Genomic DNA, 24,923 nt, shown 5'->3' with positions numbered 1-24,923 from the left:
TCGCCCCGGATCGTGACGATAGTATGGGTCGATTTTCGTCTTTCAACATCACCTTCAACTGCTTGCCACTCACCGCCATGGATATGCACGAACTGACCCGCCAACTGCACATCAAAAACAACACCAAAATCGTGATGCTCGTCGCCGATGGACTCGGCGGCTTGCCTCAACATCCCGGCGGACTCACGGAACTCGAAACCGCCAAGACTCCCAATCTCGATGCTTTGGCGAAACAGGGAATTCTCGGCAGCAGCATTCCCGTAAAGCCCGGCATCAGCCCCGGCAGCGGTCCTGGTCACTTGGGTTTGTTTGGTTACGATCCTCTGCAATATCTCATCGGCCGCGGCGCGCTCGAAGCCACGGGCATTGGTTTTAAGTTGCAGGAAGGCGACGTTGCGATCCGCGCTAACTTTTGCACGATCGATGACAACGGCAATATTTCCGACCGCCGCGCGGGCCGCATCGCGAGCGAAGAATCCGCGCCGCTCGCCATCAGGCTTCGGCAAGTTTCCATTGCGGGAGTCGAAGTCTTCGTCGAACCCGTCAAGGAGCATCGTTTCGTGGTCGTGTTCCGTGGACCGGGTCTCGGAGGTAATCTCGCCGATACCGATCCGCAAATGATTGGCGTACCACCCCTCGAACCACGGGCCACGAATCTCGACAGCGAAAAGACCGCCCAGGTCGCCGCCGAATTTATCAAACAAGCCAAGGAACTCTTGGCGGGTGAGCTCAAAGCCAATTGCTGTACGCTCCGTGGTGTCTCCTCCAAGCCCAGCCTCCCCAGCTACGACGAAGTCTACGGCTTGCGCGCCGGTGCGATCGCCGTGTATCCGATGTACAAGGGTCTCGCGCGGCTCGTGGGCATGGACATCCTCGGCGACGCCCAAACGCTCGACGAGCAGATGGCCGTGCTCGAAGAGAATTGGGCGAAGTACGACTTCTTCTTCATTCATTTCAAATACACCGACAGCACCGGCGAGGACGGCAACTTCGATGCGAAGGTGAAACGCACCGAAGAAGTCGACGCCTGCGTGCCGCGGATCATGGCTCTCAAGCCCGACGTGTTCATCTGCACCGGCGACCACAGCACGCCGAGCATGCTCGCCAGCCACAGTTGGCATGCCGTGCCGACGCTGCTCGTGGCACCCAACTGCCGCACCGACGGTTGCGAAACATTCGGCGAAGCGGAATGCCTCAAAGGCGGCCTCGGCCAGTTCGAAGCGAAGTACCTCATGGTGCTCGCGCTGGCGAACGCCGGTCGGCTCAACAAGTTTGGAGCGTAAGCTCTTCTTATCCCCCTCCCGCTGTACTCAGTGGGAGGGGCTAGGGGAGGGCTTTTCTGGAACGAACAGAGAATTGTCTTTCCGTCTGGGATCGAGCACAAGCAATCTCTTCAGGCCCGCAGGGTCGGCCATAAGATAGTTCAGGGCGCAGCCCTGGGAATGCGGTGCAACATAAACGGAAGCCCTGAAGGGGCGCTATTAGTCGACGCCGCAGATAGTGCCGCCCTTACAGGGCTAACCATCATCGGGGGACAATTCCACCCAGGGCGGTGCCCTGGGCTGTCTTAGGGGCGCCACTTCGTGACTGAAGAGAACCCGTGGGTGGCGTCCAGGCTCGTAAAACTCGCCTAGCCTTACCCCCGGCTATTGGCTGCCATCCCTGCGGGATTAAGAAGGGGTACGCAACTAATCAATTCCATGGTAATAATTCCCTTACTGGATTGACTACAATCGAAATATCAACCGCAGGAGTAACATGGCAACGGTAACCTTACATTCGTGGCGTGAAGGAATGCAAAAAGTAGAAGCCGACAAGCTACTCGCAACTGAAGGAAAGTTAGGCCTAACAGAAGGTAAGCGGGCAATCGACAATCTGCTGGACGATGTTCCTACAACGATAACTTGCCAATGCGATGCAGCGGCACAACAGTTGGCGGCGAAGTTAGAACTGTTAGGCATCTCATGTATTGTTGGGCTTAAATAGACTTTCGAATTCCTTTGAGAGCATGTAGACGATGGAAACAAAAAAGTAGACGAATCAGTAAGAAAGGCATGGGAGGATTTTCTAAACCCTGAAATACTACGATCTCGACTCACCCAAGCCTCGGTTTACATTGCTGCTTTTGAATGCATGAAGGAAAATATAGTTTCGAGAATTCGTGACTTCTATTGGGGTGGCTTTGACGAGAACGGTGAGAAGATAAGCCCAAGCTATCAAAGGGAAGTACTTTCACGAAACAAGAGTAAACTCTATGCCTCACTTGAGTGGCTTTGTGAACATAATGCTATCGAAACGTCAGATATCAAATTATTCAACAGAATAAAGGCTTGCCGAAACACTCTCGCTCATGAGCTTTTTGCTAACGTGAGTTCCTTGGGAATGCCTACTGACTTTGAGGACTGCTTTAACCAAATGTTTAGCTTGTATAACAAGATAGAGGTTTGGTGGATCAAAAATGTTGAACTACCAACAAATCCTGATTTCGATGGCGTAGAAGTTAATGATCTAGAAATAACGCCCGGCCCAATTCTCATGTTGAGCGTGATGTACAATATTGCTCTTGGAGACGAGGCGACTAGCAATAGTTACTACGATGAGTTTAAAAAGCAGGCGGGCACTACCTAATTTTCTGATCAAATTCTGGCGCCCAAACCCAGCCTTAATCCAATTCTTGACAAAGTCCAGAATTCCTGTACATTCGGGGCATGATCTCCGATCCTGCTCAATTTCTCCGGGAAAATGGCCTGCAAATTACGGCGCAACGGCTGGCAGTGCTGCGGGCTGTGGCTCTGCGGCCGCACTCGACGGCGGACGATGTGGCCGAGGAAGTACGCGGCGAGATTGGTTCGATTTCGCGGCAGGCGGTCTACGATGCCCTGGGGATGCTCGCCGAGAAGGGGCTCATTCGGCGGATTCAGCCCGCGGGGTCGCCGGCTCGCTATGAAGATCGCGTTGGTGACAATCACCACCACTTGATTTGCCGCGCGTGCGGTAAGACGGTCGACGTCGATTGTGCCGTGGGAGAAACACCCTGCTTGACCGCCGTGGCGGACTCGGGTTACCTGATCGACGAGGCCGAGGTGATCTATTGGGGAACCTGTCCGGAATGCCGGGCGGCAACGACAGAGTAAATACAATTTTGAAACCACGAAACACACGAAATACACAAAAAAGACAAAGATCAAACCGCTAATCCACGCTAATGTTCGCTAATAAATTCATAAGCGTTTTATTAGCGAACATGAGCGGTTAACTTCTTTCTTTTCGTGTCATTCGTGTGTTTCGTGGTTAAATAAAAAAACGCCAGACTAACTAGTAACACTAGGGAGAATTCTCATGTCCGAAAACGAAGCGCAATGCCCGTTCAAGCACACGGCCGGGGGCGGCACCACGAATCGTGATTGGTGGCCCAACCAACTGCGGATCGACTTGCTGCGGCAACACTCGTCGAAGTCCGACCCCATGGGCGAAGATTTCAACTATGCCGAGGAATTCAAAAGCCTCGATTTCGCGGCGCTGAAAAAAGATCTTGCGGCGTTGATGACCGAATCCCAAGATTGGTGGCCCGCCGACTTCGGTCACTACGGCCCGCTGTTCATTCGCATGGCCTGGCACAGCGCGGGGACGTATCGCACGGGTGATGGTCGCGGTGGTGGCGGCCGAGGTCAGCAGCGTTTCGCGCCGCTCAACAGTTGGCCCGACAATGTGAGCCTCGACAAAGCCCGGCGATTGCTCTGGCCGATCAAGCAAAAGTATGGTCGCAAGATTTCGTGGGCCGACCTGTTGATTCTTACCGGCAACGTCGCGCTCGAGACCATGGGCTTTAAGACTTTTGGCTACGGCGGTGGTCGCGAAGATGTTTGGGAACCAGATCAAGACGTTTATTGGGGTGCGGAAAAAACCTGGCTCGGCGGCGACGTTCGCTATAAGGATGGGAGCGAAGGTGTTTCGGAAGCTGGCCCCGTGTTAGTTTCGGAAGATGACGCCGACGGCGACATTCACAGTCGCAAGTTGGAGAATCCGCTGGCCGCGGTGCAGATGGGTCTCATTTATGTGAACCCCGAAGGTCCCGACGGCAATCCCGATCCACTCAAGGCGGCAGTTGATATCCGCGAGACGTTCGCGCGGATGGCGATGAACGACGAGGAAACGGTCGCGCTGATTGCCGGTGGTCACACGTTCGGCAAGACTCACGGTGCAGCAACGGCGGACAATGTGGGTCCTGAACCCGAAGCGGCCGGCTTGGAAGAACAGGGCTTCGGCTGGAAGAACCGATTCGGCACGGGCAAGGGCGACGACACGATCACGAGCGGCTTGGAAGTCACGTGGACATCGACGCCGACCAAGTGGGGGATGGGTTTCTTTGAAAACCTGTTCGGCCATGAATGGGAATTGACCAAGAGCCCAGCCGGCGCGCATCAGTGGGTGGCCAAGAATGCCGAGGCAACGATCCCCTTTGCCCAAGATAAGACGAAGAAGCGTTTGCCGACGATGTTGACGACCGACTTGGCCCTGCGGTTTGATCCAACTTATGAAAAGATTTCACGTCGGTTCATGGAAAATCCTAACCAATTCGCCGAAGCCTTCTCCCGCGCTTGGTTCAAGCTGACCCATCGCGACATGGGACCCCGCGCGCGGTATCTCGGCCCCGAGGTTCCGGCGGAAGAATTGATTTGGCAAGATCCAATCCCCAAGGTCGATCATCCGCTGGTGGATGACAAAGACGTCGCGGCGCTCAAGAGCAAGATTCTTGGCTCAGGGTTGTCGGTGACGGAATTGGTTTTAACGGCGTGGGCCTCGGCTTCGACGTTCCGCGGTTCGGACAAGCGAGGCGGTGCAAATGGCGCGCGGATTCGGTTGAGCCCGCAGAAGGATTGGGAAGTCAATCAGACGGCGCAGCTCGCCAAGGTTCTCAAGGCCTTGGAAGGGATTCAAAGCGAGTTCAATAAGGGGAGCAAAAAGGTTTCGCTCGCCGACTTGATCGTGCTGGGTGGATGTGCCGCGGTCGAGAAAGCCGCGAAGGACGCTGGAGTCGCAGTGACGGTTCCCTTCACCCCGGGCCGCATGGATGCTTCGCAAGAGCAGACCGACGTGGAATCGTTCGACGTAATGGAGCCAATCGCCGATGGGTTTCGCAACTATCTCAAGGGTAAGTACACGATTCCCGCCGAGGCGTTGCTGATCGACAAGGCACAGTTGTTGACGCTCACTCCGCCCGAGATGACGGTGCTCGTCGGCGGTATGCGGGTGTTGGGCGCGAATGCCGGCAAGGATTGTCACGGCGTGTTCACCACAGAACCCGCCAAGCTCACCAACGATTTCTTCGTGAACCTGTTGAACATGGGGATCGAATGGTCACCCACCAGCCACGAGGCCGACGAGTTCCAAGGCAAGTGCCGCAAGTCGGGCGAAACCAAATGGACCGGCACACGGGTCGATCTGTTATTTGGTTCGAACTCGCAACTCCGGGCGCTGGCAGAAGTCTACGGCAGCAGCGATGCCAAGGAGAAGTTCGTGAAAGATTTTGTCGCCGCGTGGAATAAGGTGATGAATCTGGATCGGTTTGATTTGGCGTAGGACTTGGGGCCTGGGAGCTAGAGATTGGGGGGCTAGGGAAATGCGAGATCGTGTTTCCCTAGCCTCTTTGTTTTTATGGGGATTTTGGAACCACGAATTGGACGAATAGCACGAATGGGGAATGAAGGTTTTGACTCGAATTAAGTAATCATGCAGCCGATTAACATCGGCCGCTCGCCTTTGGGTTTGTGTGTCGTATAATCTTGGCATGACTGACAACCAACTGCTTGCGACGAAACTTACGCCTGCCGCTCTGGAAGAACTGCGCGAGGCGAAGGATATTCTGGAACACCAAGGCTTGGCCGAGCGCTTGGCTGAGCTGGTGGGGGCGCCGATCACGGCATCGCTGAAGTTGCTGCCGGCTGCGGCGGAGAAGCTTATCTACAGCGCCGTGGATAAATCGCTGGAGAAAGCACTGGAACTGGCCGTCACGACGTTGGGGAGTCACGACAATATTTCCCGACAGAGTTATGGATTGAGTAGGGCACGCCTGATGTCGCACAAGGTGCTCGCCGGACTGAGCGGGGCAGCAGGGGGTGCGTTTGGGGGGCTATCGGTCGCAGCCGAGTTGCCGCTTTCCACGACGCTGATTCTACGCAGCGTGGCGGATATCGCGCGCAGCCAAGGCGAAGACTTGAGCCAGTTGGAATCGCGGCTGGCGTGCTTGGAAGTTTTGGCCCTGGATCCCGGCTCTTACGCCCAAGCGGCCAAAGATTTCCCGGACACGAAAGATGACGGCACCGACATTGGTTATATGACCGTGCGGATCGCGATGGGAAAACAAATCGGCGATGCGGCGAAGTATGTCGCCCAGCATGGTCTGGCCGATCGAGCCGCGCCGCCGGTGGTGCAGCTGATTCACATGATCGGCAAGCGGTTCGGCTTGGTGGTGAGTGAGAAGCTCGCCGCTCAAGCGATTCCGGTCATCGGCGCCGTCGGCGGGGCGCTGATTAACACTTACTTCATCGGCCATTATCAAGATATCGCCCGGGCTCACTTTACGATTCGCCGTCTGGAACGGGAGTATGGTTCGGTAACCGTGATGGATGCGTATAAGAGCTGTTAGCCTTTAGCTATTAGCTTTTAGCTTTTAGCCCTCGGAACATGGCACCAAGGCTTCTGGTGCGCGGGATGTTCTGACACGGTTTTTGGGCTTTTTCGCGCTGTGGGCTCGGTTATTTATGGCTGCGGCGATGCAGGCCAAAAGCAAGATGCAGGCGGTGCAAAAGGCGGTCAGGACGACTAAGGTGGCGATGCTGTTCATCTCTTTCTCCAGTAGCTGCTAATAGCAGGAATGTCTGAAAGAAATATCGCACGGCTACCTAAAGTCAATGTGAAGCGAAGTTAAAATCCTCTTTATTTTCGCTATTCCTTCTTCTTGAACTTAAATATTTCGCGCTCACTCGCGAAATAGACTTCGCCGTTGTCGTCTTCGCCGAAGGTGATAATCACCGGGCCTTTGTCGCGGATCGTGCGGTTGGCGATGACTTGTTTGGATTCCTCGTCATACCACAGAGCCCACACCTGGCCGGTCACGAAGTCGGCGTAGAGATAAGCTCCTTGAAGTTCGGGGATCTCCTTGCCGCGATAAACGTAGCCGCCGGTGATCGACTTGCCGACGTCGTGGTGATACTCCCAAATCGGTTCGATCAAACGCTCGGTCGGTTCTACGCCGCCAACTCCGAACTTGTGTTTACCTTCGCGAAGGTTCCAACCGTAGTTGCCGCCGTTAACGAGCAAGTCGATTTCTTCCCAGGTGTCTTGGCCCACGTCGGCCATCCACCCTTGGCCGGTTTCGCGGTCGAAAGTGATCCGCCACGGATTACGTACGCCGTAAGCAAAAATTTCTGGTTTGGCGAATCGTCCGTCGTTTGCAAACGGATTGTCTGCGGGAATCGCATAAGGGGCGGACTTGCCCTCTTGATTGGGCTTCCCTTTTTGATCGACGTCGATGCGGACGACCTTGCCCAACAGCGTCATCAAGTTCTGGCCGTTCATGTGCGGGTCGTTCCACGCGCCGCCATCGCCGATGCCGAGGTACAAATAGCCATCCGGTCCAAACAAGACCGTGCCGCCGTTGTGATTCCAATAGGGCTCGCTGACTTCGAGCAGCACTTCTTCGCTGTCGGGATCACCTTCGTTGGGGTTATCCTTCTTCACGGTGAACCGCGAAATCCGAATTGCGTGAGGTCTTTCGGAGGTTGGCTTGGGGGTGTAATAAACAAAGAACTCGCCGTTCTCTTTGAACTTGGGATGAAACGCCAAACCCAGAAAGCCTTCTTCCGCTTCATGGGGCTTAAATTCCATCACGCGATCGCGAATGTCGAGAAACGTGTGCATCTCGCTCGCGTCGGGCTTGTTGTCGAAAAAGTGGATCGTGCCGTACTGCGTGGCCGCGAACATGCGGCCTGAACCATCGCCGGCCCCGGTGACTATGATCGGTCGGGGATCGCGGATTTTGCCTTCGTCGATGCCGGTGATCCAATCGGGCCACTCGAGATTGGGAAATGCTGGCACGACTTCGACGGTGGCCAGGGGGCTAGTATCCACATCGGCTGGAGAAACAGTTACAAATAAAACTAGCCAAAACAGCGAGACAATCAGCGTCGAAAACTGCCGAACCATGGGGCGAGCCTCTGTGTTCTTCGTGATAAACGGGAATTTTTGTAACAGAATCACGATCTTAGCACTTAATATTCAGATCGACTATGAGCCGATTGCCGCAGAAAAAAGGCCTAATGAATTGCCCACGGCAGAGACATTTTGGATAAGGAACAGAAAGAATGTGTACGACGACGTTAGAAACCCCCACCACCAACGGCAGCGCGTTTGCCGAGCGCATGCTCACGGCCGTCAACGAAGCCACGCTGATGCTGATGACTTCGATTGGCCATCGGACGGGGTTGTTCGACCAGATGGCCGCGATGAATCCGGCGACCAGCGAAGAGATCGCCAAACAAACCAAGCTCAATGAGCGTTACGTTCGTGAATGGCTGGGTGCGCTGACCACGGGCGGGATCATTCACTACGATCCCACGACCAAAAAATATCGTCTCCCGGCAGAGCACGCGGCTTATCTGACGCGCGCGGCAGGAGTGGAAAATTTCGCGAGTGTCGCCCAATGGATCGCCGTGCTCGGCGCGGTAGAAGATGAAGTCACCGCCGCGTTTTCGCATGGCCGCGGCGTGCCTTACTCTTCGTACAAGCGCTTCCATGAAGTGATGGCCTCGGAAAGCGCGCTCACGGTTGTGTCGGGACTCGATGAACATATTTTGCCGCTGATCCCCGGGATTGAAGATCGCTTGGAACAGGGCATCAACGTCGCCGACGTTGGTTGTGGCAGCGGCTTGGCATTGATGCACATGGCCGAGCGTTTTCCCAACAGCCAATTCACGGGGCTCGATTTTTCGGTCGAAGCGATCTCCAGCGCACGGTCCATCGCTGAGAAGCGGCGCTTACGCAACGTGCAGTTCCACGTGCAAGATGCCGCTCAGTGGAAATTGAACCAAGAGTTGGATTTGATCTTCACGTTCGATGCGATTCACGATCAGGCGCGGCCCGACATCGTGCTGCAAAATATCCGCAAAGCGTTACGACCCGGCGGTGTTTACTTGATGCAAGACATCGCCGCGTCGAGTCATGTCCACCAGAACCTGGATCATCCGATGGCCCCCATGGTGTACACGATTTCGTGTATGCACTGCATGAGCGTCTCCTTAGCCTGCGGCGGGATGGGGTTGGGCGCTGCATGGGGTAAAGAGAAAGCCTTGGAAATGCTAGCCGAGGCCGAATTCCAAGACGTGCGCGTCGAGGAACTTGAGCATGATATTCTCAACTATTATTACCTGTGCCAGTGTTAATAAAACGTCATCCCGAGAGAGGGATTTGGATGGCCACTTATTTGGCATCTTAATACTGCTAGGTGTTGAAGCTAGATCCTTCGGTCGCCTAGGCTCTCTCAGGATGACTGATTGACACTTCGACCTTCCGGAAGTCTTTGTTAGAATCGCAGCCTGGCGGTTCTTACTTTTCTTTCGGGAGGTCGTTTCGTGTTGCGGTTCCTCAGTGTTGTTTTGTTATTGATTCTCGCGGCGTTTGCCCACGCGAAGCCCATTGAACTGACCGTGGCAAAGGATGGGAGCCGCGACTTTGAATCGGTGCAGGCTGCGGTGATGAGCGTCCCCGAAGGACGGCCGGAAAGCCCGGTGATCATTCGCATCAAGCCTGGCAAGTATGAAGAGCAAATTCACTTGCAGCGCGAAAAACGATTTTTTCGACTCGTGGGCGAAGACCCCGCGACGACGATTCTCACTTATCACTTGCATGCCAATCTGCCGGGGGCCGACGGCAAACCGATCGGCACGTTTCGCACGCCATCGACGCACATCGAAGCCGACGATTTTCAGGCCGAGAATCTGACGTTTGAAAACTCCGCTGGACCCGTGGGGCAAGCGCTGGCATTGCGAGTCGACGGCGATCGCGCGACGTTTCGCAATTGTCACTTTCTCGGTTGGCAAGACACCATCCTAGTGAATCGCGGCCGGCAGTATTTCGCCGACTGCACGATCAAAGGGCACGTCGACTTTATCTTTGGCGGTGCGACAACTTACTTTGAACGCTGCCACATTCATTGTCTGAAAGATGGCTACATAACCGCTGCCTCGACGCCCGACGTGCAGCAATTTGGTTTTGTCTTTCGCGATTGCCACATCACGGGCGAGCCCGGTGTGCTCACGTATCTCGGCCGGCCGTGGCGGGACTCTAGCGCGGTGACGTTCATTAATACTGAAATGAGTAACGTCGTGCGCCCCGTGGGTTGGGAAAATTGGGGCCAACCGCTCCGCGAATACACGTCTCGTTATTGCGAGTTTGGCAGCAAGGGAGACGGCGCGAAAGAGAATGAACGAGTTCGTTGGGCCAAGCAACTCACGCCCGAAGCGGCGGCACTCTTCACCGTGGAGCGCGTGCTCGGTGGCCACGACGGTTGGAATCCGAATCCATCGAACGATTGATGCTATTCATTTTCGTTTCGATAGCAGAGCAACCACACGGGAAACTGCTCGTTGAGTTGGAGTTCATCCTCGACAACAAAACCCAATCTCTGGTAATAGGACACATTCTGGGACTGGGACGTTTCGAGCGCGATCAATTCCTTGGTCGCGCGGCACTGGCAGATTCGCTCGTCGAGCAACTGGGCGGCATGGCCCTTGCCGCGGTGCGAGGGGGCGGTCGCTAAGGCGAGCAAATACCAATAAGGTTCACGCGGATGCCGTGCCGCGAGGGAGGTAAACCCGTTGCGGACTTCATGAATTCGCCGGCCGTAGGTCCAACGCATAAATAAGGACTCGGCATAATGGGCCCAACGGGTCGGGGCAGGGGGGTGGGGCGGCGTCCAGACTGCCACGCTCACGGGTTGGCCATGTTCATCGCGAATCACACGGACATGGCCGCCAGCGATCTGCGTTTTCAATAACCGCCGAAAGACTCGTGTGCTCTTGGCATGGCGGGAATGCTCCTCTGGAAATAGCCATCGCTGTAAGGGATCGTTCAGCAATGCTTCGGCAAGCAACCGTGCGATCTGCGGCACGTCACTTTGGTGGGCGGACTCGATCACCGGTGGGTTGGCGGTTGGCATCTCGAAATCTACTCCATTTCAGGCCGCTAACCCGCAAGAGGCTACGTTGTGGCCGAATCCAACGCATTCTATAATGACGAACTTCCCCGTGACCGCCGTTGTCTGTAGGGGAACCGATCATCCGCGGGAGGGCAGGGGACTGTCCGCCCGACACTACATTTCACCTGGAGAGCAACCGTGTTTGAGTCGATCGCCATTGTCGGCGCCACCGGCGCCGTGGGAAGCCTGATTCGCCAAATGTTGGAAGAACGGAATTTTCCGTACTCGAAAATCACATTTCTGGCCTCCGAGCGGTCCGCGGGCACGACGATCACGTTCAAAGGTGAAAAGCACAAGGTCGAGTTGCTGCGGCCCGAAGCATTCGACGACATCGATCTCGCTATTGGCAGCACGCCCGATCCGGTCGCGAAGGAATTCTGTCCTTGGGCCGTGGAGCGCGACTGCGTGGTCGTCGACGAAAGTGGTTACTGGCGGATGGACCCCAACGTGCCGCTGGTTGTCCCCGAGATCAATCCCGAAGCAGCTTTCAACCATCGAGGCATTATCGCCAGCCCGAACTGCTCAACGACTCAGATGGTATTGGCGATGAAGCCGCTACACGACGCCGGCACGATCAAACGAGTCATCGTGAGCACCTATCAAGCTACGAGCGGAGCAGGGGTTCAAGGCCAGGAAGACTTGATCGCCGGCAGCCGCGCATTTTTGGAAAAAGAAGATTACAAGTATCAGGTCTTTGCCCACCCGATTGCTTTCAATCTCATTCCGCAAATTGGTTCGCTCAAGCACGAAGGCTACACGAGCGAAGAAATGAAGATGGTCTTCGAGACCCGCAAGATCTTGGGCGACGAATCGATTCAAGTCTGCCCCACGTGCGTGCGCGTGCCTGTTGAAAACTGCCACAGCGAAAGCATTCTGGTCGAGACCGAAAAGAAGATCACCGTGGCTGAAGCACGCGAACTGTTTGCCGCAACGCCCGGCATCAAGGTTGTCGACGACTTGGCGGCGGGGGTCTATCCTATGCCTGCCAATTGCAGTGGCGACGATGCCGTGTTCATCGGCCGTATCCGCGAAGATCTCTCGAGCCCCAACGGCTTGGCCTTCTGGTGCGTAAGTGACAACCTCCGCAAGGGTGCCGCCACCAACGCCGTGCAAATCGCCGAGTTGCTGGTTCGCTCACAAGCGGCTGTGTAAGTTTTTTCTTACAAGTGGAAGCAGAGAATAGAATAATGTCATTCCGAGGGGAGTTCTGCGACCCGAGGAATCTGGCTTCAATCTCGACACGCTTGCCATGCGTGAAAGTACTGCAAGCCAGATCCCTCGGTCGGTAAGCCTCCCTCGGGATGACATAAACTCTGCTTCCTCCTGTAAATTTTTTCTATGCCGACGTTCAAACTCATCATCGCGTACGACGGCACGAAGTTTTCCGGTTGGCAGTTTCAACCCGATCGCCGCACGGTGCAGGGGGCTGTGCAAACCGCGTGGGAGCAAATCACGGGCGAAGCCGTGCAAGTCTCCGCCACGAGCCGCACCGATGCGGGTGTCCACGCGCTGGGGCAAGTTGTCGGCGTCAACTCGACCACGCATCTCACGGCCGATCAGTTGTATCGCGCAATCAACGCCAAACTCCCCGAGGATGTGATTCTCGTGGCGATTGAAGAAGTCGCGGCCGGATTTCATGCGACTTACGATGCCAAAGGCAAGCGCTATCGCTATCGCATTCATAACGAGCGCACGCGGCCGTTATTTGATCGCAACTTGGTGTGGTACGTACCGCAACCACTCGATGCCGAAGCTATGCACCGGGCAGGACAAGCCTTAGTGGGGACGCACGATTTCTTGAGCTTTCAAGCCGCGGGTTCAGAACGCGAAAGCACCGTGCGAACGATCACGGCCATCGAAGTCCGCCGAGGCAGCGACGACCAAGCTTCACGCGTGGAAATCGACGTCGAAGGGGACGGATTTCTCTACAACATGGTGCGAATCATCGCGGGATCGCTGGTCGATGTTGGCTCGGGGCGGCGCGATGAAAAGTGGCTCGCCGAAGTGCTGGCTGAACGTGATCGTCGTGCGGCGGGGCGGACTGCGCCCCCTCAAGGCTTGTGTTTGTTGCACGTCTATTATTGAGTGAATTGGCGGCTGTCGCGAAGCCGCGAGCGGCTCACTTCAGGGTTTCCTCTCGGTGCGGACCGGACTAAACTAGTAGTCTCTCCCTGTCACACGGAACACCGAGCCCCCACGCGGATTTCATGGCAACTGGCGGAAAAGAATTTGTTGGCCCTTATCGGCTGTATTATCTCATTCGTGCTGGCGCGATGTACGAGATTTGGGCCGTGCGCCCCATCGGCAAGAACGAAGCGTTTGCCATGAAGTGGCTGCCCGCCGGTAATAAGCACACGCGCCAAGCCGCGAACGAGCTCAAGCACGAATACACCGTCGGCAAATCGCTCGAACACAAGTCGATTATCAAGACGCTCGACTTCGGCACGGCCAAGGACGGCACGTATCTGATTATGGAACTGTTCAAGACTCCTAACCTCAAGCAGCAAATTCACGAAGGGGTGGAACGACTGCATTGGCGGATGGAAGCTATCCTCGGCGAGGCAGCACTCTCGATCGAGTACATGCACAAGCAGGGTTGGACTCATCGCGACATCAAGCCGGACAATTTTTTAGTCAGCGAGACCAATGAGGTCCGACTGATTGACTTTACGTTGGCTCGCAAAATCAAAACAGGTTTCTCCAAGCTGCTTGGCAATAAAGCGCCGGTGCAGGGGACCTATAGCTATATGGCCCCCGAGCAAATTCGTGGCAAGGAAGTCGATGCCCGCGCCGACATTTATAGCTTCGGCTGCATGGTTTACGAACTCATGTGCGGCAAGCTGCCTTATACCGGTACGAGCACGGCCGACTTATTGAACAAACATCTCAAAAGCCGGCCACAGCCGATCGGCATGTTGCAGAAGAACATTCAGCCGGACTTTGCCAATTTGATTCATCGCATGTTGGAGAAGGAACCCAAGAACCGGCCCGATTCGCTGATGGAATTTTACCGCGAGCTCAAGGCAGGGCGTTGTTTCCACATCAAACCGAAGAAGCCGGTCGATAAGGTAGAAACCAAAGACGACGAACACAACTGATTCGATATAATAGAGTACCAAAAGATTTCCACGCAGAGGCGCGGGGAACGCAGAGTATTAAACCGCTTATCGACGCTAAACTTCGCTAATAGGATTTGTATTCGTTTCTTATTAGCGCCTATAAGCGTCCATTAGCGGTGAATCTGAAACAAGAATTCAAAGTTGGATTTTTATTATGCCTGGATACGACTTTCGACTTCCGTTTGAGCAACCGATCTTTGAGCTGCAGGAACAAATTTCCGCGCTCGAAGCCAACGAGAAGAAAACGCCCGAGCACGTCGAGCGGATTCGCGGTTTGCGCCGGCAGCTCACCGAGACGACCAAGACGATCTATAACAATCTCGATCCTTGGGAAACGGTGCAGGTCGCGCGGCATAAAGAACGTCCTAAGTTCACTGATTACTTGGATCTCGTGTTCGATGAGTTCGTGGAACTTCACGGCGACAAGTTCTTTGGCGACGACCGAGCCTTAAGAACCGGCTTTGCGAAGTTGGATGAGCACAAGGTGCTCGTCGTCGGTCACGAGAAAGGCAAAACGCTCAAGGAACGCAACGAGTGTTATTTTGGCTGTGCTCATCCGGAAGGCTATCGCAAAGCGATGGAGAAGATGAAGCTCGCGGCCAAGTTCCGCTTGCCGATCATCGCCATGATCGACACACCGGGGGCGTATCCGGGAATCGGCGCCGAGGAACGCGGCCAGGCCATGGTGATCGCCCAAAGCATGCTGGAAATGTCGCGACTACAAACTCCGATTATCTGCGTGGTGATCGGCGAAGGAGGTTCCGGCGGGGCCTTGGGGATCGGCATCGGCGATCGCGTAGCTATCTTGCAGCATGCCTATTATTCGGTGATCAGCCCTGAAGGCTGTGCCGGCATTCTTTGGAAGAGTCATAACTACGCCGAACAGGCCGCTACGGCGCTCAAAATCACGTCCAAACATCTGAGCGAAATGGGCGTTGTCGACGACGTCGTCGAAGAACCGCTCGGCGGTGCCCATCGGGATCACCACCAAATGGCGGGCCGGCTGAAGGTTTATCTGATCAAAACCTTACGCGAACTTTTGCGCAAGCCGACCGACCAGCTGCTCGTGGAACGCTACGACAAGTTCCGCCGCATGGGACCGTACTTAGAACCCGCGGCGGTGTAATTCTTCGACGCGGCATCGCGGCTAGGTATGGTGATCGCCTCGGCGGATCGGCCAACACGGCATCGGGATGATGCCGGCTAACGCAGCCAGTGAAGGGGGCTCACTCGCGAATTCGAGCCTGTTACGAACGTCCGATAATCACTGTTATGTTCGTTTCGGGGTGCGAGAATCCCGCGAAATACGCCATTTCGCCTTGGGCCCCTACTCTGTGGCGATTAAACGGCATCGGGACGATGCCGGCTAACATGTTGCTTCCGCAGCGGCCACGTTATTGAGGCCGTGGTGGCCAGGTGGCCGTTGGCAATGGCGTCGCGGCGGGCTGGGCTGGGATCGTATTGTTGGCGCTCGCCGGTAGGGTCGGCCATTCCGGGAATGCCGCCTGCGGCCAGTTGTTGGCGTGCTGTTGGCTAGTCCGCTGGCCGTTGGGATCGAGTTGTTGTTCGATTCTTTGCAAATATGGCCCGATGACGTCGTGGATCTCGGGGGGAACGACCGCGTCGGTTTTGTCGATCATCACGACGATGTAATGGCCGGTCTGGGAGGCCAGAATTTGTTCTTTTTGCGCCTGGGGCAACAGCGACACGGCGAAGAACGTGATCGCCACGCACAGCAGGATGCCTTTGGCAAAACCGAAGATCGCGCCCATCTGGCGGTCAAAGTATTCGAGCTTCACGCGGTCGATGATTCCCGACACGAAGCGGAACAAGCTCCAAATCACAAACGACGTACCCATATAGATGAGCAGCATCGCTACGAATTTATTGAGCGGCGGGGGGGCAATTCCGGCAAAAGAGGGTGCAATTTGATCCGCAAACTTGAGCGCCACGAAATAGCTCAAGACCAACGAAGCGAGCGATGCGATCTGCCACGCCATCCCTTTCCACATTCCAAAGATCGTGGCGGCGACCAAAACGACCAACATCAAGACGTCGTAAGTTTGCATGGGAGGATGGATAGAGGGTCCAAGGGAAAGAATATTCGGGGCGAAGTATAGCCAGCGCGATTGGCCGGGCGAAGGGCAGTTCATGGTGGTGCTGGCAGTGATAGCTTTGCTTCCTCCGCTAAGCCGCAAGCGGCGAAATCGTCTGGCTCGTAAGCCAGGCTTTTCTTACATTCCCCGCCCTGTCCTCTGACCTCTGACTTCTGAACCCTTACTCCATGGCCGGCTTTAAGACTCATATTACTGTCAGCACGACGCTCGGCGTTGGTTACGGCGCGGTCGGTATGTACATGGGCCTGCCGTGGGAATCGGGTGTGATCGCTGGAGGCTTGTGTGGCATCGGTGGCATGATGCCCGACATCGATAGCGACTCCGGTGTGCCGTTTCGCGAATCGATGTGTTTTGCCGCCGCGATCATTCCCATGCTCATGCTGGGACGACTCCAAGAGATGGGCCTCAATCACGAACACGTTGTGATTGCCGCCAGTGGCATGTATCTGTTCGTGCGCTTTGTCGTCGCCAGAATGCTGGCGAAGTACACGGTCCATCGCGGTATGTTTCACAGCATTCCTGCCGCTATGATTTTCACGGGGGTTGTGTTCCTGCTCTCGGCGTCGGCCAACTTGCAATTGCGTTACTTCAAAGCAGCCGGGATGTTCCTCGGTGTGTTGTCGCATCTTACGCTCGATGAAATCTATTCGATTGAATGGACCGGCGGACGCTGGCGGTTGAAAAAATCGTTCGGCACGGCGCTCAAGCTTTGGGGCGACAACCGCTGGGCCAACTTTTCGACTTATTCCAAGCTCACGCTCGTCATCATGATGATCCTCAGCGAGCCGATGGTCATGGAACAATATGGCCGCCCCTCGCCGATGGAAATGGCCGCCAATGGTTGGCAAGGGATTTGGAATCAACAGCAAGATCCGAATTCGCCGATCACTGGCTTCGCACCGGGTCAAGTTTATTCTCCGAATAGTTACGCACCACAAACCATGCCGCAGGGTAACGTTTACCAGCCCGTACCCGTCGATCCTTACGCCCATCAGCAGGTCGATCGCACGATTTACGACACCGCTCGAAGATTGTGGCGGCGCGTGCAAGGCGAAACGAAATAATGTTAGCCGGCATCGTCCCGATGCCGTGTGACATGAATCTCGGCATCGGGACGATGCCAGCTAACTCCTCTCCGCCGTATCGATCCAGATCGTCACGGGCCCATCGTTCACCAGTTCGACGGCCATGGTTGTGCGAAATCTTCCCGTTGCGGTCGGTGTCCCCCCTTGAGCGATATACGCCACGAACCGCTCGTACATCGCCTCGGCCATCTCAGGAGGCGCGGCATCGATGAAGCTGGGTCGCCGGCCTTTCTTGCAATCGCCGTACAGCGTGAATTGACTCACCACGAGCATGCCGCCAGCCACGTCAGAGAGCGATAGGTTCATCTTCCCCGCCTCGTCGTCAAAAATTCGTAAGCCCACAATCTTATCCGCGAGCCATTTGAGTTCCGCCTCGGTGTCGGTCGCCGCCACTCCCAGCAGCACCAATAGCCCCCTGCCGATTTCGCCGGTCACTTCTCCTTCGACGACGACCCGAGCCTGGGAAACTCGTTGAATACAGGCCCGCATATTGTGTCGGGGTCGATGACGACCCGGCTCGCTTATTGAAATTGAATTGCAAAAACAAGTGACTTGCGTGAAACCTATGCCGCTGCCATACTCAGACGATGAGTTCCACGGTCTTGCTCACCTATTATTGTCTTTTGATTCTCCTGGCGTCCATCGGCGGCGGGATGATCCCCGTCTGGTTTCGGCTGAGCCATCGCTGGATGGAATGCGCGGTCAGCTTTGTGGCAGGCGTAATGCTGGGGATCGGCCTCCTGCACATGCTGCCCCACGCACTCGAGCAAGCCGAGCAATCGATCCCCCCCGACCAAGCCCATTGGCAAGTCGTGATGTGGGTGCTGTTTGGACTCATGTTAATGTTTTTTATCGAGCGATTCTTTTGTTTTCACCACCATGGCGTCGAGGATGGTGAGATCGCCTGCGAACATCAGCACGATCATGGTCACAGTCACGATCACCATCATGGCCACGATCTTTCCTGGAGTGGCGCGGCACTGGGGTTGACTTTGCATAGCGTGATCGAAGGTATCGCTCTGGCGGCCGGGGTTGCCCATGGCAGCGCGGAAGTGCGGTTGGCTGGCTTCGGCACGTTTCTTGTGGTGCTCTTGCACAAGCCGTTCGACTCGATGACCATCGCCACGCTGATGGCCCACGGGGGTTGGTCGCTCACATCGCGGCATGTGGTGAACGGATTATTTGCGCTAGCGATCCCCGTCGGCGTGTTGATCTTTCACTTCGGTTTCATGGCCGAGGGTGGCGGCGGCGACGTGCTGGCCAAGGCGCTCGCCTTTGCGGCAGGAACATTTCTGTGCATCGCGCTGAGCGATCTGTTACCCGAGTTGCAATTCCACGACCACGATCGCGGGAAGCTTTCGTTGGCGCTGTTGTTGGGGCTTGCCCTCGCGTGGGGCATCTGCCAACTCGAAGGGGTGACCCATCAGCACCCCCCTGCCCCGGCGTCGGCAGTTACGGAAATCATGGAATAGCCGTGTCTCTACCTGTCATCCTGAAGCAGCGTAGGCGACTGAAGGATCTGGCCTGCAGCACCCTCACGCAAAATGACCGCATAAAGATCGAATCCAGATTCTTCGGGTCGCAGGACTCCCCTCAGAATGACCGAGGGCAACGATTCCTCTATTCTCACGCAAACAGCCACGTGCAAACGACCGTCACGATAACAATCCCGATGAGGTTGAGCACAAATCCCTCATACGCCATTTGCCGGACGCTGATACGATCCGTCCCAAACACGATAATGTTTGGGGCCGTGCCGGCGGGCATCATGAACGCGTAGCTCGAAGCAATCGCCGCGGGGACCATCAGCACTTTGTGGTCGATGTTCCCGGCCTCGGCCATCGCCGCCATGATCGGCATCAAAAGGGTGGCAAGTGCCGTATTGCTTGTGAGTTCACTCGCAAACGTGGTGATGAAACAGACGAGCGCAATCAACACAGGAATCGGAAGCGAATCGAACGCCACTAGCCCCTCGCCGATCGCTTTGCTCAGGCCCGACTTCATAAACGCATCGGCGATCACCACCCCCGCACTGAACAGCAGCAGTACACCCCACGGAATGTTCGAGGCCGTTTGCCAATCCAACAGCCGCTCGCCATTGCCTTTTCCATTGGGAATGAGGAACATCGCCACGACAGCCAGAAACGCCACGCTCGCCTCATTGGCACCGGGAAGATTGAAGAGTCCGCTCCAACCGCCCCACGGTTCAATGCGCGTCATCCACAACACAGCCGTGATGCCAAAGACCGTCATCGTGCGAATTTCTTCGGTCCGCCATTCTCCCACTTCCGGCATGACGATCTTCTCGGTCGCGCGAACACCGCGGGCGAGCCACAACCAAGTGAAGGGAATCATGGCGAGCAGCATCGGCGCGGTCCAAGTCATCCACTGCAGGAAGCCAATTTCTTGTCCCGTGGCGGTTTCGTAGTTCTCCATGAAGATCAAGTTCGGCGGCGTACCGACCGGCGTGCCGATACCGCCGATGCTCGCCCCGTAAGCGATGGAGAGCAACAACGCGATCGTCAATTTGGTGTCAGAAACTTTTTCCACCACGGCGAGCACAATCGGCAGCAGCATTAATGTCGTCGCCGAATTCGAGATCCACATGCTCAGCACTGCGGAGGCCGTAAGAAACCCCAGCACCAGCCGGCGGCCATTGTCGCCCCCCAAGAAGCTGACCATCCCCAGCGCGATCCTCCGGTGTGTGCCGCTCCGTTCCATCGCTTTGGAGAGCATGAAGCCGCCGGTGAGCAGCAGAATCATTTCGTTGCCATAGGCAGCGGCGACTTCCTTGGCGGTAAGCACACCCACGAGCGGCAACACGGCAATGGGAATCAGCGACGCGGCAGCAATGGAAATCGGTTCGCAGACCCACCACATCGCCGTAAGAAAAGTAATGCCCGCGGTCCAGGCGGCGGCATTCCCGAGCCCCTGCCCTGCCACCCACCAACCGACCAGGACGGCCCCGATCGGCCCCGCCCACAATGCAAAAGATTTCATTCGCTCGTCCCAAAAAGAAAAGTGCCGAGGGCTAGTTTAACAACTGGCCCTCGGCACTGACTATGCAAAAATGAAATCACATCGCGTTATTTTTCCGCCACGTCGACTTCGCCTAACAGGCTTTCAAATTTGAGATCGGCGAGGCGCCCCTTTTGGCTTTTGCTTGCGTAGCTCACGCGGCAGGTGAAGCGAGGCTTCACCCAGTGAACGCCGTCGTCGGGCATTTTTACGAATGGCGTGTTCGCTGGATATGCGGCGAGTTGCTCGCTCAGGCCACGCAGGTCTTTCACCGATAGTTGCGGCGTGACTTGCCCCACGTATTGCAGTGTGCCGACGCCCGCGCCGGCGAGATACAGATTGTAAACTAGGCCTTCGCCGTTAGCACGATAGCCGACAATCAGACAATCTTCGTTTTGCCGTGCCTTGGGTTGGGCCTTCAAATCGTTCTTCGACTTCTTACCTTTTTTACCGTCGACATCTTGAGTCCCCGCGAAATCTTTGATGGCCTCATCGAGCGGTTTCTCTTCTCCTTCGATACTTTGCGCTTGGGAAGCGATGGCTCCGACCAGGTTTTGTTTGACTGGCTTCTGAAATCCCCAATCCCACAATCTGTCGTAGGGAATTCCACCAATCACCGTGAACGATAGATTGAATGCCAAATAGGAGCTCACCGCGAGATGGCAAAGCCATTGATAGCGCGGTAGTTCTTGCACGCGCATGATCCAAGGTTTGATCGGCTTCAGAAAAAAATCCAAGAGGCCCGCCTCGCTCACTTCGCGCATGTACATCACGAACGCGGTGAATTGGCACACGGCAAGCAACGTGATGCCCGTGATCAATTGCGTGACCGCCCAAGTCGTGCGCGCGGCACTCTCTGGCGCTGTAAGTAATCGTGCCGCGATACTTTCGGCGACCACGACCGTCACGCAGGCGATCATCGTCCAAGCCCAGGCGGGCAACTTGTAAATCGAAGATTCTTCGACTTCGCAATCGTCGTCCCCTTCCCATTGTCGATCGATCTCGACGAAGGAACCGATGCTGCCATACCAACCACACTTGCGACAAACGAGCGAATCATGCGCATTGATCGCGGCGCCACATTTCTCGCAGCAGGGGCCAACGTCGCCATGTGACCTTGATTCCAACAAATCAATGGCGGAATCTTCGTCGTTAGGAGTGATCAACATCGACATGCGCGCGTTCCTTGGTCCGAGTGCGTATGAGGGACAAACATCACTAATTCGTGCGCGAACGATTCGCGCCAATCTTCCCGGCAAGCACAGCTACCTGGCAAACATAGGTTGGTAAGCAAATCACCGCAAACACTTCTAGCGATTGCGCAGGGGAATCTCGCTTGCGATTATGCGGTTGAAAGCAGTCATTCGTATCGTGCCAGCGACTTGAGCAAAGCGTGCATAAGGCGTGCACAATGTCCCGTAAGTAGACTCCGCAGGTCGTGCAACATTCAGCCCAAAAATCAAGATTATTTCTCCCGGCACACCAATTGCTATTTTGCGGCTTTGCTTTGCGAATAGGCAGCAGCCAATTCGCAACGCCATAAACCAGCTCGACGGCGAGTTGGTAGCAATCGTTTCACTGCGATGCCGGGAGCCGCTCCATGACGATCAGAAAGTTTTCCCACCCTATTTCCCACCTGACCCTCACCTTCATTACGACCCTCACCCTTACCAGCAGCCTTCACGCCGTAGATACGCAGACTTCGCGTGGCACCCGACCTGATCCACAATACAGCGTTGATCCCAATTTATTGCCAGCGTTGTTGCCTCCGATGTCGAGATTGATCCCATCGCCTTACACCGATCCCCTGGCGATCAATAACCCTTTGGGAATCGATCAAACCGTTTCCGCCAAGATTGATGTGATCAAAACTGCGACCGTCCAAGCGGGAACCGGCAATCCCAACTCGATCGAGGAATCGTTCAAGACGGAGAGCGAACCACAGAAGCTTCCCCTGCCAGAGGCACGTGATTTCACAATGACCGCGCCACTCTCCAATTCCACTCAGACCAACACGCCGGGAACCCTTCGTTCGCTCGCACACACCGATTGACGACGTTGCCAATTGAGCAAAACAGACATTGAGCAAAAAGAAAAGGTCGGACCTCTAAAGTCTGGCTTTTCACAATGTTCCCGGACCCGGGGCAGGGTTTCGGGGACTTTTTTTGCGCGGTTGGTTGGACCCTGCTTCTAAGAATCGCTAGCGCGAGAGTCTGAGTTCCTCGGCTTCTTCTGGAAGGTCCTGCATGCTTTGCCGCTCATGCGGATGCTCGAGCCACTCAAGAATACGCCAATCCAGCCAGCGAAAATCCTGATCGATGCCGTTGGCCCCCATAAACTTTCGCACGCCGAGAAAGGCTAAGTGCCCGCCATGCGTGGTGAGGATCGTTTCCACGCTCTCGCTGTGCGGATAATCAAACAGCGGACCGCACGGCACGACAGGATCGTCCTTGCTGAAGACAATCGTCACGGGCTGTCGAATGGCCGCGAGTTTGGGCCCTGGCTGCGTCTCGCGGTAATAGTGAGCCGCCGAAGTAAAACCGCCGCTCGGTGCGATCACGATTTCATCGATGTCGCGTAACTTGCGCGGACGCTTGGGAATCGCTTGCGGACTGATGTCGGGAAACCTCTGCCAGCGATTCACAACCTGATTCCAAATCTGTTTGACGAAGAACTTGTCGTACCGGCGACCCAAGAGTGTGCAAAAGTGGCGCTCGCAGGAAAATAAATCGATCGGGGGACAGACCACAAGTGATTTTTCAAGATTCCCGATCCGCATCTCGCCTGCCTCGGCAAGCATATTGAGAACGATCGTTCCCCCGAGCGAAAAACCCACCAACGACACGGGCGATTCTGAATAAAGCTCGCCGATCTCGCGAACCGCCGAAGCGATATCACTGTAGAGCCCACAATGAACTGGGGATTTGGCCAGCCCCTCGCCTGCCCCGCAGCCACGCATGTCAGCGCGGAACGCTCGATAACCCTGCGCGACAAGCTTCTCGGCCATGCGGGTCATATAGGTGCTTTGGTAGCTTCCTGCCAGACCGTGAACCAAAAGCACGCTAGGAGTCGTCTCGTCGGCATCAACGGGCGAATCTTCGTGTAGCACAATGAAGTCGCCGTCGTCGAGCAAGACTTTACGTTGCTTCGCCGTGTAGGGAGCCACTTTCCTCGGCCAATAAATCCCCATCAGCGTTTGCAGATGGGAATTGGCCAGCAAAGGATGCGGGCGAAATTTCCAGACTTCGGCAGGACGATTCGTCATGGATGGAATGGAAAGCCGCTCGCGCGGTTTGCTGAAAACTTGTTGGTAATTTGTGCCGATGGCACGAACTGGTGGGACTGACAATACTATCAAAAAATAGGCCACCAAGTCACTGCAAAACTATTGTGCCTAACGACTTGGCTGCTGGCAGCGCCGTATTTTGCCTTTCCCGCAAATTTTACCAGACTGCCTCAACCCCGGAGTCCGGTTCTGGCGTTGAGTTTCTTGCGAGTCTCACCCGAAGTTAAGAATGTGCCAGCAGCGCACGGCCATCGGAACCAGGGAAATGAACTGATGAAACTTTCTGCCTCGCCCGCTCGTGTCGCGTTTGTCGTTCACTTGGAAGGACCCCACGTGCATGATGGCCAGTCAGGAGCCGCCCATTTCGCCCGCGTTCAGCATCTCGTGCATTTATTCCGGGGCCATCATATCCCCGCGACCTGGTCGGTCGCCGGCTGCTGCGACCTGCATTTGATCCAAAATAAGAGCCTGCTCCAGTCCGATGACGAACTGGCGCTCGCAATTTCGGCGAAACAGGCCAATTCGCCGCTGCTGCGTGATTCGCTCCGCAAACGAGTCACGGCCATTCAAAACAACACGAACACCACCGTGGGATTGGTTTCTGGCCAACCAGCCCAGTTGCGCAATCACGCCGCCTTCCTGGCCGAGCAGGGTTTGCGCGGGATTCTCTCGAACATGTCAAAGCGCAGGGGAGAAAACATATACTCCCCACTCCCCTGCGGCCTTTGGCAGTTTGACGAGACGCTGGCGATTCCCCACCGCTCGTGGTTGGCACGCTTGGTTTCCGGCAGCGTACTGCACCATTTGCAGAAGCTGCTCTCCACGGAGAAGATGACCATAGTTTCCGTTGATGCGATGCGCCTGGCTGATACGTCGTCGCGCAGCTTGCAGAATCTCGAAAAACTCTTGCGGCACGTCTCACACGCCGCCAGCCGCGAGGAAGTCGCGATCACAACAGCCGGCGAGCTACTCGCGGAACTGACCGCCACCCGCGTCGCCCGTCCGCAACATTCAATCCTCCGCGCGGCGTAAGCAACTCAGTCC

At 55.8% G+C, this 24,923-nt stretch carries 23 protein-coding genes; 16 read left to right on the top strand and 7 right to left on the bottom strand.

What is annotated here, in order from left to right; all coding sequences use genetic code 11:
• Nucleotides 1-23 precede the first annotated feature (23 nt).
• The 6 genes from AC6T8Q_RS00580 to AC6T8Q_RS00555 all read left to right on the top strand — a co-directional run bounded on the left by AC6T8Q_RS00580 (nucleotide 24) and on the right by AC6T8Q_RS00555 (nucleotide 6,646).
• Entirely contained in the window at nucleotides 24-1,283 is a 1,260-nt protein-coding gene (locus AC6T8Q_RS00580) for a 2,3-bisphosphoglycerate-independent phosphoglycerate mutase (protein ID WP_500677241.1), read from the top strand.
• A 475-nt stretch (nucleotides 1,284-1,758) separates the two neighbouring features.
• The gene (locus AC6T8Q_RS00575; RefSeq protein WP_500677240.1) at nucleotides 1,759-1,986 is read left to right on the top strand and encodes a hypothetical protein; all 228 of its coding nucleotides are present in this window, start codon (nucleotides 1,759-1,761) and stop codon (nucleotides 1,984-1,986) included.
• 147 nt (nucleotides 1,987-2,133) lie between these two features.
• The gene (locus AC6T8Q_RS00570; RefSeq protein ID WP_500677239.1) at nucleotides 2,134-2,628 is read left to right on the top strand and encodes a hypothetical protein; all 495 of its coding nucleotides are present in this window, start codon (nucleotides 2,134-2,136) and stop codon (nucleotides 2,626-2,628) included.
• A gap of 80 nt (nucleotides 2,629-2,708) precedes the next feature.
• Nucleotides 2,709-3,134 carry a Fur family transcriptional regulator gene (locus AC6T8Q_RS00565; RefSeq protein WP_500677238.1) on the top strand — a complete coding sequence of 142 codons (426 nt, stop codon included), beginning with the start codon at nucleotides 2,709-2,711 and terminating at the stop codon, nucleotides 3,132-3,134.
• Nucleotides 3,135-3,339: 205 nt separating this feature from the next.
• Nucleotides 3,340-5,580 (top strand): catalase/peroxidase HPI, encoded by a 2,241-nt coding sequence (gene katG / locus AC6T8Q_RS00560; RefSeq protein ID WP_500677237.1) that lies wholly within the window; start codon nucleotides 3,340-3,342, stop codon nucleotides 5,578-5,580.
• A 208-nt stretch (nucleotides 5,581-5,788) separates the two neighbouring features.
• Nucleotides 5,789-6,646, top strand: a complete 858-nt coding sequence (locus AC6T8Q_RS00555; RefSeq protein ID WP_500677236.1) for an EcsC family protein — start codon at nucleotides 5,789-5,791, stop codon at nucleotides 6,644-6,646.
• A gap of 299 nt (nucleotides 6,647-6,945) precedes the next feature.
• On the opposite strand, the gene AC6T8Q_RS00550 is transcribed toward AC6T8Q_RS00555, so the two are convergent.
• Entirely contained in the window at nucleotides 6,946-8,205 is a 1,260-nt protein-coding gene (locus AC6T8Q_RS00550) for a PQQ-dependent sugar dehydrogenase (RefSeq protein ID WP_500677235.1), read from the bottom strand.
• A 158-nt stretch (nucleotides 8,206-8,363) separates the two neighbouring features.
• On the opposite strand from AC6T8Q_RS00550, the gene AC6T8Q_RS00545 reads away from it, so the two are divergent.
• Entirely contained in the window at nucleotides 8,364-9,440 is a 1,077-nt protein-coding gene (locus AC6T8Q_RS00545; protein ID WP_500677234.1) for a class I SAM-dependent methyltransferase, read from the top strand.
• Nucleotides 9,441-9,629: 189 nt separating this feature from the next.
• Entirely contained in the window at nucleotides 9,630-10,592 is a 963-nt protein-coding gene (locus AC6T8Q_RS00540) for a pectinesterase family protein (RefSeq protein ID WP_500677233.1), read from the top strand.
• 2 nt (nucleotides 10,593-10,594) lie between these two features.
• On the opposite strand, the gene AC6T8Q_RS00535 is transcribed toward AC6T8Q_RS00540, so the two are convergent.
• Nucleotides 10,595-11,215, bottom strand: coding sequence for a GNAT family N-acetyltransferase (locus AC6T8Q_RS00535; RefSeq protein ID WP_500677232.1), 621 nt, complete (start codon nucleotides 11,213-11,215; stop codon nucleotides 10,595-10,597).
• A gap of 177 nt (nucleotides 11,216-11,392) precedes the next feature.
• Here AC6T8Q_RS00535 and AC6T8Q_RS00530 point away from each other — a divergent pair, with 177 nt between their 5' ends.
• From AC6T8Q_RS00530 to AC6T8Q_RS00515, 4 genes are all read left to right on the top strand, one after another.
• Nucleotides 11,393-12,406, top strand: a complete 1,014-nt coding sequence (locus AC6T8Q_RS00530; protein ID WP_500677231.1) for an aspartate-semialdehyde dehydrogenase — start codon at nucleotides 11,393-11,395, stop codon at nucleotides 12,404-12,406.
• 186 nt (nucleotides 12,407-12,592) lie between these two features.
• Nucleotides 12,593-13,339 (top strand): tRNA pseudouridine(38-40) synthase TruA, encoded by a 747-nt coding sequence (gene truA / locus AC6T8Q_RS00525; protein WP_500677230.1) that lies wholly within the window; start codon nucleotides 12,593-12,595, stop codon nucleotides 13,337-13,339.
• 122 nt (nucleotides 13,340-13,461) lie between these two features.
• Complete coding sequence (locus AC6T8Q_RS00520; protein WP_496921924.1) at nucleotides 13,462-14,352, top strand: serine/threonine protein kinase; 891 nt, start codon at nucleotides 13,462-13,464, stop codon at nucleotides 14,350-14,352.
• A 175-nt stretch (nucleotides 14,353-14,527) separates the two neighbouring features.
• On the top strand, nucleotides 14,528-15,499 hold the full coding sequence (locus AC6T8Q_RS00515; RefSeq protein WP_496921923.1) for an acetyl-CoA carboxylase carboxyltransferase subunit alpha: 972 nt from the start codon (nucleotides 14,528-14,530) through the stop codon (nucleotides 15,497-15,499).
• 268 nt (nucleotides 15,500-15,767) lie between these two features.
• Here the strand turns inward: AC6T8Q_RS00515 and AC6T8Q_RS00510 are convergent, their stop codons facing one another.
• Entirely contained in the window at nucleotides 15,768-16,442 is a 675-nt protein-coding gene (locus AC6T8Q_RS00510) for a CvpA family protein (protein WP_500677229.1), read from the bottom strand.
• A gap of 215 nt (nucleotides 16,443-16,657) precedes the next feature.
• Here AC6T8Q_RS00510 and AC6T8Q_RS00505 point away from each other — a divergent pair, with 215 nt between their 5' ends.
• Nucleotides 16,658-17,554, top strand: coding sequence for a metal-dependent hydrolase (locus AC6T8Q_RS00505; protein WP_500677228.1), 897 nt, complete (start codon nucleotides 16,658-16,660; stop codon nucleotides 17,552-17,554).
• A 60-nt stretch (nucleotides 17,555-17,614) separates the two neighbouring features.
• Here AC6T8Q_RS00505 and dtd read toward each other — a convergent pair whose 3' ends face one another.
• On the bottom strand, nucleotides 17,615-18,064 hold the full coding sequence (dtd, locus tag AC6T8Q_RS00500; protein ID WP_500677227.1) for a D-aminoacyl-tRNA deacylase: 450 nt from the start codon (nucleotides 18,062-18,064) through the stop codon (nucleotides 17,615-17,617).
• Between the two features lie 98 nt (nucleotides 18,065-18,162).
• Here dtd and AC6T8Q_RS00495 point away from each other — a divergent pair, with 98 nt between their 5' ends.
• Nucleotides 18,163-19,047 (top strand): ZIP family metal transporter, encoded by an 885-nt coding sequence (locus AC6T8Q_RS00495; RefSeq protein WP_500677226.1) that lies wholly within the window; start codon nucleotides 18,163-18,165, stop codon nucleotides 19,045-19,047.
• A 154-nt stretch (nucleotides 19,048-19,201) separates the two neighbouring features.
• Here the strand turns inward: AC6T8Q_RS00495 and AC6T8Q_RS00490 are convergent, their stop codons facing one another.
• Nucleotides 19,202-20,575 carry an SLC13 family permease gene (locus tag AC6T8Q_RS00490; RefSeq protein WP_500677225.1) on the bottom strand — a complete coding sequence of 458 codons (1,374 nt, stop codon included), beginning with the start codon at nucleotides 20,573-20,575 and terminating at the stop codon, nucleotides 19,202-19,204.
• 86 nt (nucleotides 20,576-20,661) lie between these two features.
• Entirely contained in the window at nucleotides 20,662-21,768 is a 1,107-nt protein-coding gene (locus AC6T8Q_RS00485; RefSeq protein ID WP_500677224.1) for an ATP dependent DNA ligase, read from the bottom strand.
• Between the two features lie 425 nt (nucleotides 21,769-22,193).
• On the opposite strand from AC6T8Q_RS00485, the gene AC6T8Q_RS00480 reads away from it, so the two are divergent.
• A complete protein-coding gene (locus AC6T8Q_RS00480; RefSeq protein WP_500677223.1) occupies nucleotides 22,194-22,646 on the top strand; it encodes a hypothetical protein in 453 nt (150 codons plus the stop codon).
• Between the two features lie 147 nt (nucleotides 22,647-22,793).
• Here the strand turns inward: AC6T8Q_RS00480 and AC6T8Q_RS00475 are convergent, their stop codons facing one another.
• Nucleotides 22,794-23,858, bottom strand: a complete 1,065-nt coding sequence (locus tag AC6T8Q_RS00475; RefSeq protein WP_500677222.1) for a YheT family hydrolase — start codon at nucleotides 23,856-23,858, stop codon at nucleotides 22,794-22,796.
• 294 nt (nucleotides 23,859-24,152) lie between these two features.
• On the opposite strand from AC6T8Q_RS00475, the gene AC6T8Q_RS00470 reads away from it, so the two are divergent.
• Nucleotides 24,153-24,911, top strand: coding sequence for a hypothetical protein (locus AC6T8Q_RS00470; RefSeq protein ID WP_500677221.1), 759 nt, complete (start codon nucleotides 24,153-24,155; stop codon nucleotides 24,909-24,911).
• The last annotated feature ends 12 nt before the right edge of the window (nucleotides 24,912-24,923 follow it).

It is taken from the genome of Bythopirellula sp., assembly GCF_041737835.1.
In the GTDB taxonomy this organism is placed as follows: domain Bacteria; phylum Planctomycetota; class Planctomycetia; order Pirellulales; family Lacipirellulaceae; genus Bythopirellula.
Note: the sequence above shows the minus strand (reverse complement) of the source record. Positions and strands in the feature narration are given on the sequence as shown.

Coding starts and splice junctions, on each gene's coding strand:
- AC6T8Q_RS00580 (WP_500677241.1), top strand. CDS start 24: ATGGGTCGATTTTCGTCTTTCAACATCACCTTCAACTGCTTGCCACTC.
- AC6T8Q_RS00575 (WP_500677240.1), top strand. CDS start 1,759: ATGGCAACGGTAACCTTACATTCGTGGCGTGAAGGAATGCAAAAAGTA.
- AC6T8Q_RS00570 (WP_500677239.1), top strand. CDS start 2,134: ATGAAGGAAAATATAGTTTCGAGAATTCGTGACTTCTATTGGGGTGGC.
- AC6T8Q_RS00565 (WP_500677238.1), top strand. CDS start 2,709: ATGATCTCCGATCCTGCTCAATTTCTCCGGGAAAATGGCCTGCAAATT.
- katG (WP_500677237.1), top strand. CDS start 3,340: ATGTCCGAAAACGAAGCGCAATGCCCGTTCAAGCACACGGCCGGGGGC.
- AC6T8Q_RS00555 (WP_500677236.1), top strand. CDS start 5,789: ATGACTGACAACCAACTGCTTGCGACGAAACTTACGCCTGCCGCTCTG.
- AC6T8Q_RS00550 (WP_500677235.1), bottom strand. CDS start 8,205: ATGGTTCGGCAGTTTTCGACGCTGATTGTCTCGCTGTTTTGGCTAGTT.
- AC6T8Q_RS00545 (WP_500677234.1), top strand. CDS start 8,364: ATGTGTACGACGACGTTAGAAACCCCCACCACCAACGGCAGCGCGTTT.
- AC6T8Q_RS00535 (WP_500677232.1), bottom strand. CDS start 11,215: ATGCCAACCGCCAACCCACCGGTGATCGAGTCCGCCCACCAAAGTGAC.
- truA (WP_500677230.1), top strand. CDS start 12,593: ATGCCGACGTTCAAACTCATCATCGCGTACGACGGCACGAAGTTTTCC.
- AC6T8Q_RS00520 (WP_496921924.1), top strand. CDS start 13,462: ATGGCAACTGGCGGAAAAGAATTTGTTGGCCCTTATCGGCTGTATTAT.
- AC6T8Q_RS00515 (WP_496921923.1), top strand. CDS start 14,528: ATGCCTGGATACGACTTTCGACTTCCGTTTGAGCAACCGATCTTTGAG.
- AC6T8Q_RS00510 (WP_500677229.1), bottom strand. CDS start 16,442: ATGCAAACTTACGACGTCTTGATGTTGGTCGTTTTGGTCGCCGCCACG.
- AC6T8Q_RS00505 (WP_500677228.1), top strand. CDS start 16,658: ATGGCCGGCTTTAAGACTCATATTACTGTCAGCACGACGCTCGGCGTT.
- dtd (WP_500677227.1), bottom strand. CDS start 18,064: ATGCGGGCCTGTATTCAACGAGTTTCCCAGGCTCGGGTCGTCGTCGAA.
- AC6T8Q_RS00495 (WP_500677226.1), top strand. CDS start 18,163: ATGAGTTCCACGGTCTTGCTCACCTATTATTGTCTTTTGATTCTCCTG.
- AC6T8Q_RS00490 (WP_500677225.1), bottom strand. CDS start 20,575: ATGAAATCTTTTGCATTGTGGGCGGGGCCGATCGGGGCCGTCCTGGTC.
- AC6T8Q_RS00485 (WP_500677224.1), bottom strand. CDS start 21,768: ATGTCGATGTTGATCACTCCTAACGACGAAGATTCCGCCATTGATTTG.
- AC6T8Q_RS00480 (WP_500677223.1), top strand. CDS start 22,194: ATGACGATCAGAAAGTTTTCCCACCCTATTTCCCACCTGACCCTCACC.
- AC6T8Q_RS00475 (WP_500677222.1), bottom strand. CDS start 23,858: ATGACGAATCGTCCTGCCGAAGTCTGGAAATTTCGCCCGCATCCTTTG.
- AC6T8Q_RS00470 (WP_500677221.1), top strand. CDS start 24,153: ATGAAACTTTCTGCCTCGCCCGCTCGTGTCGCGTTTGTCGTTCACTTG.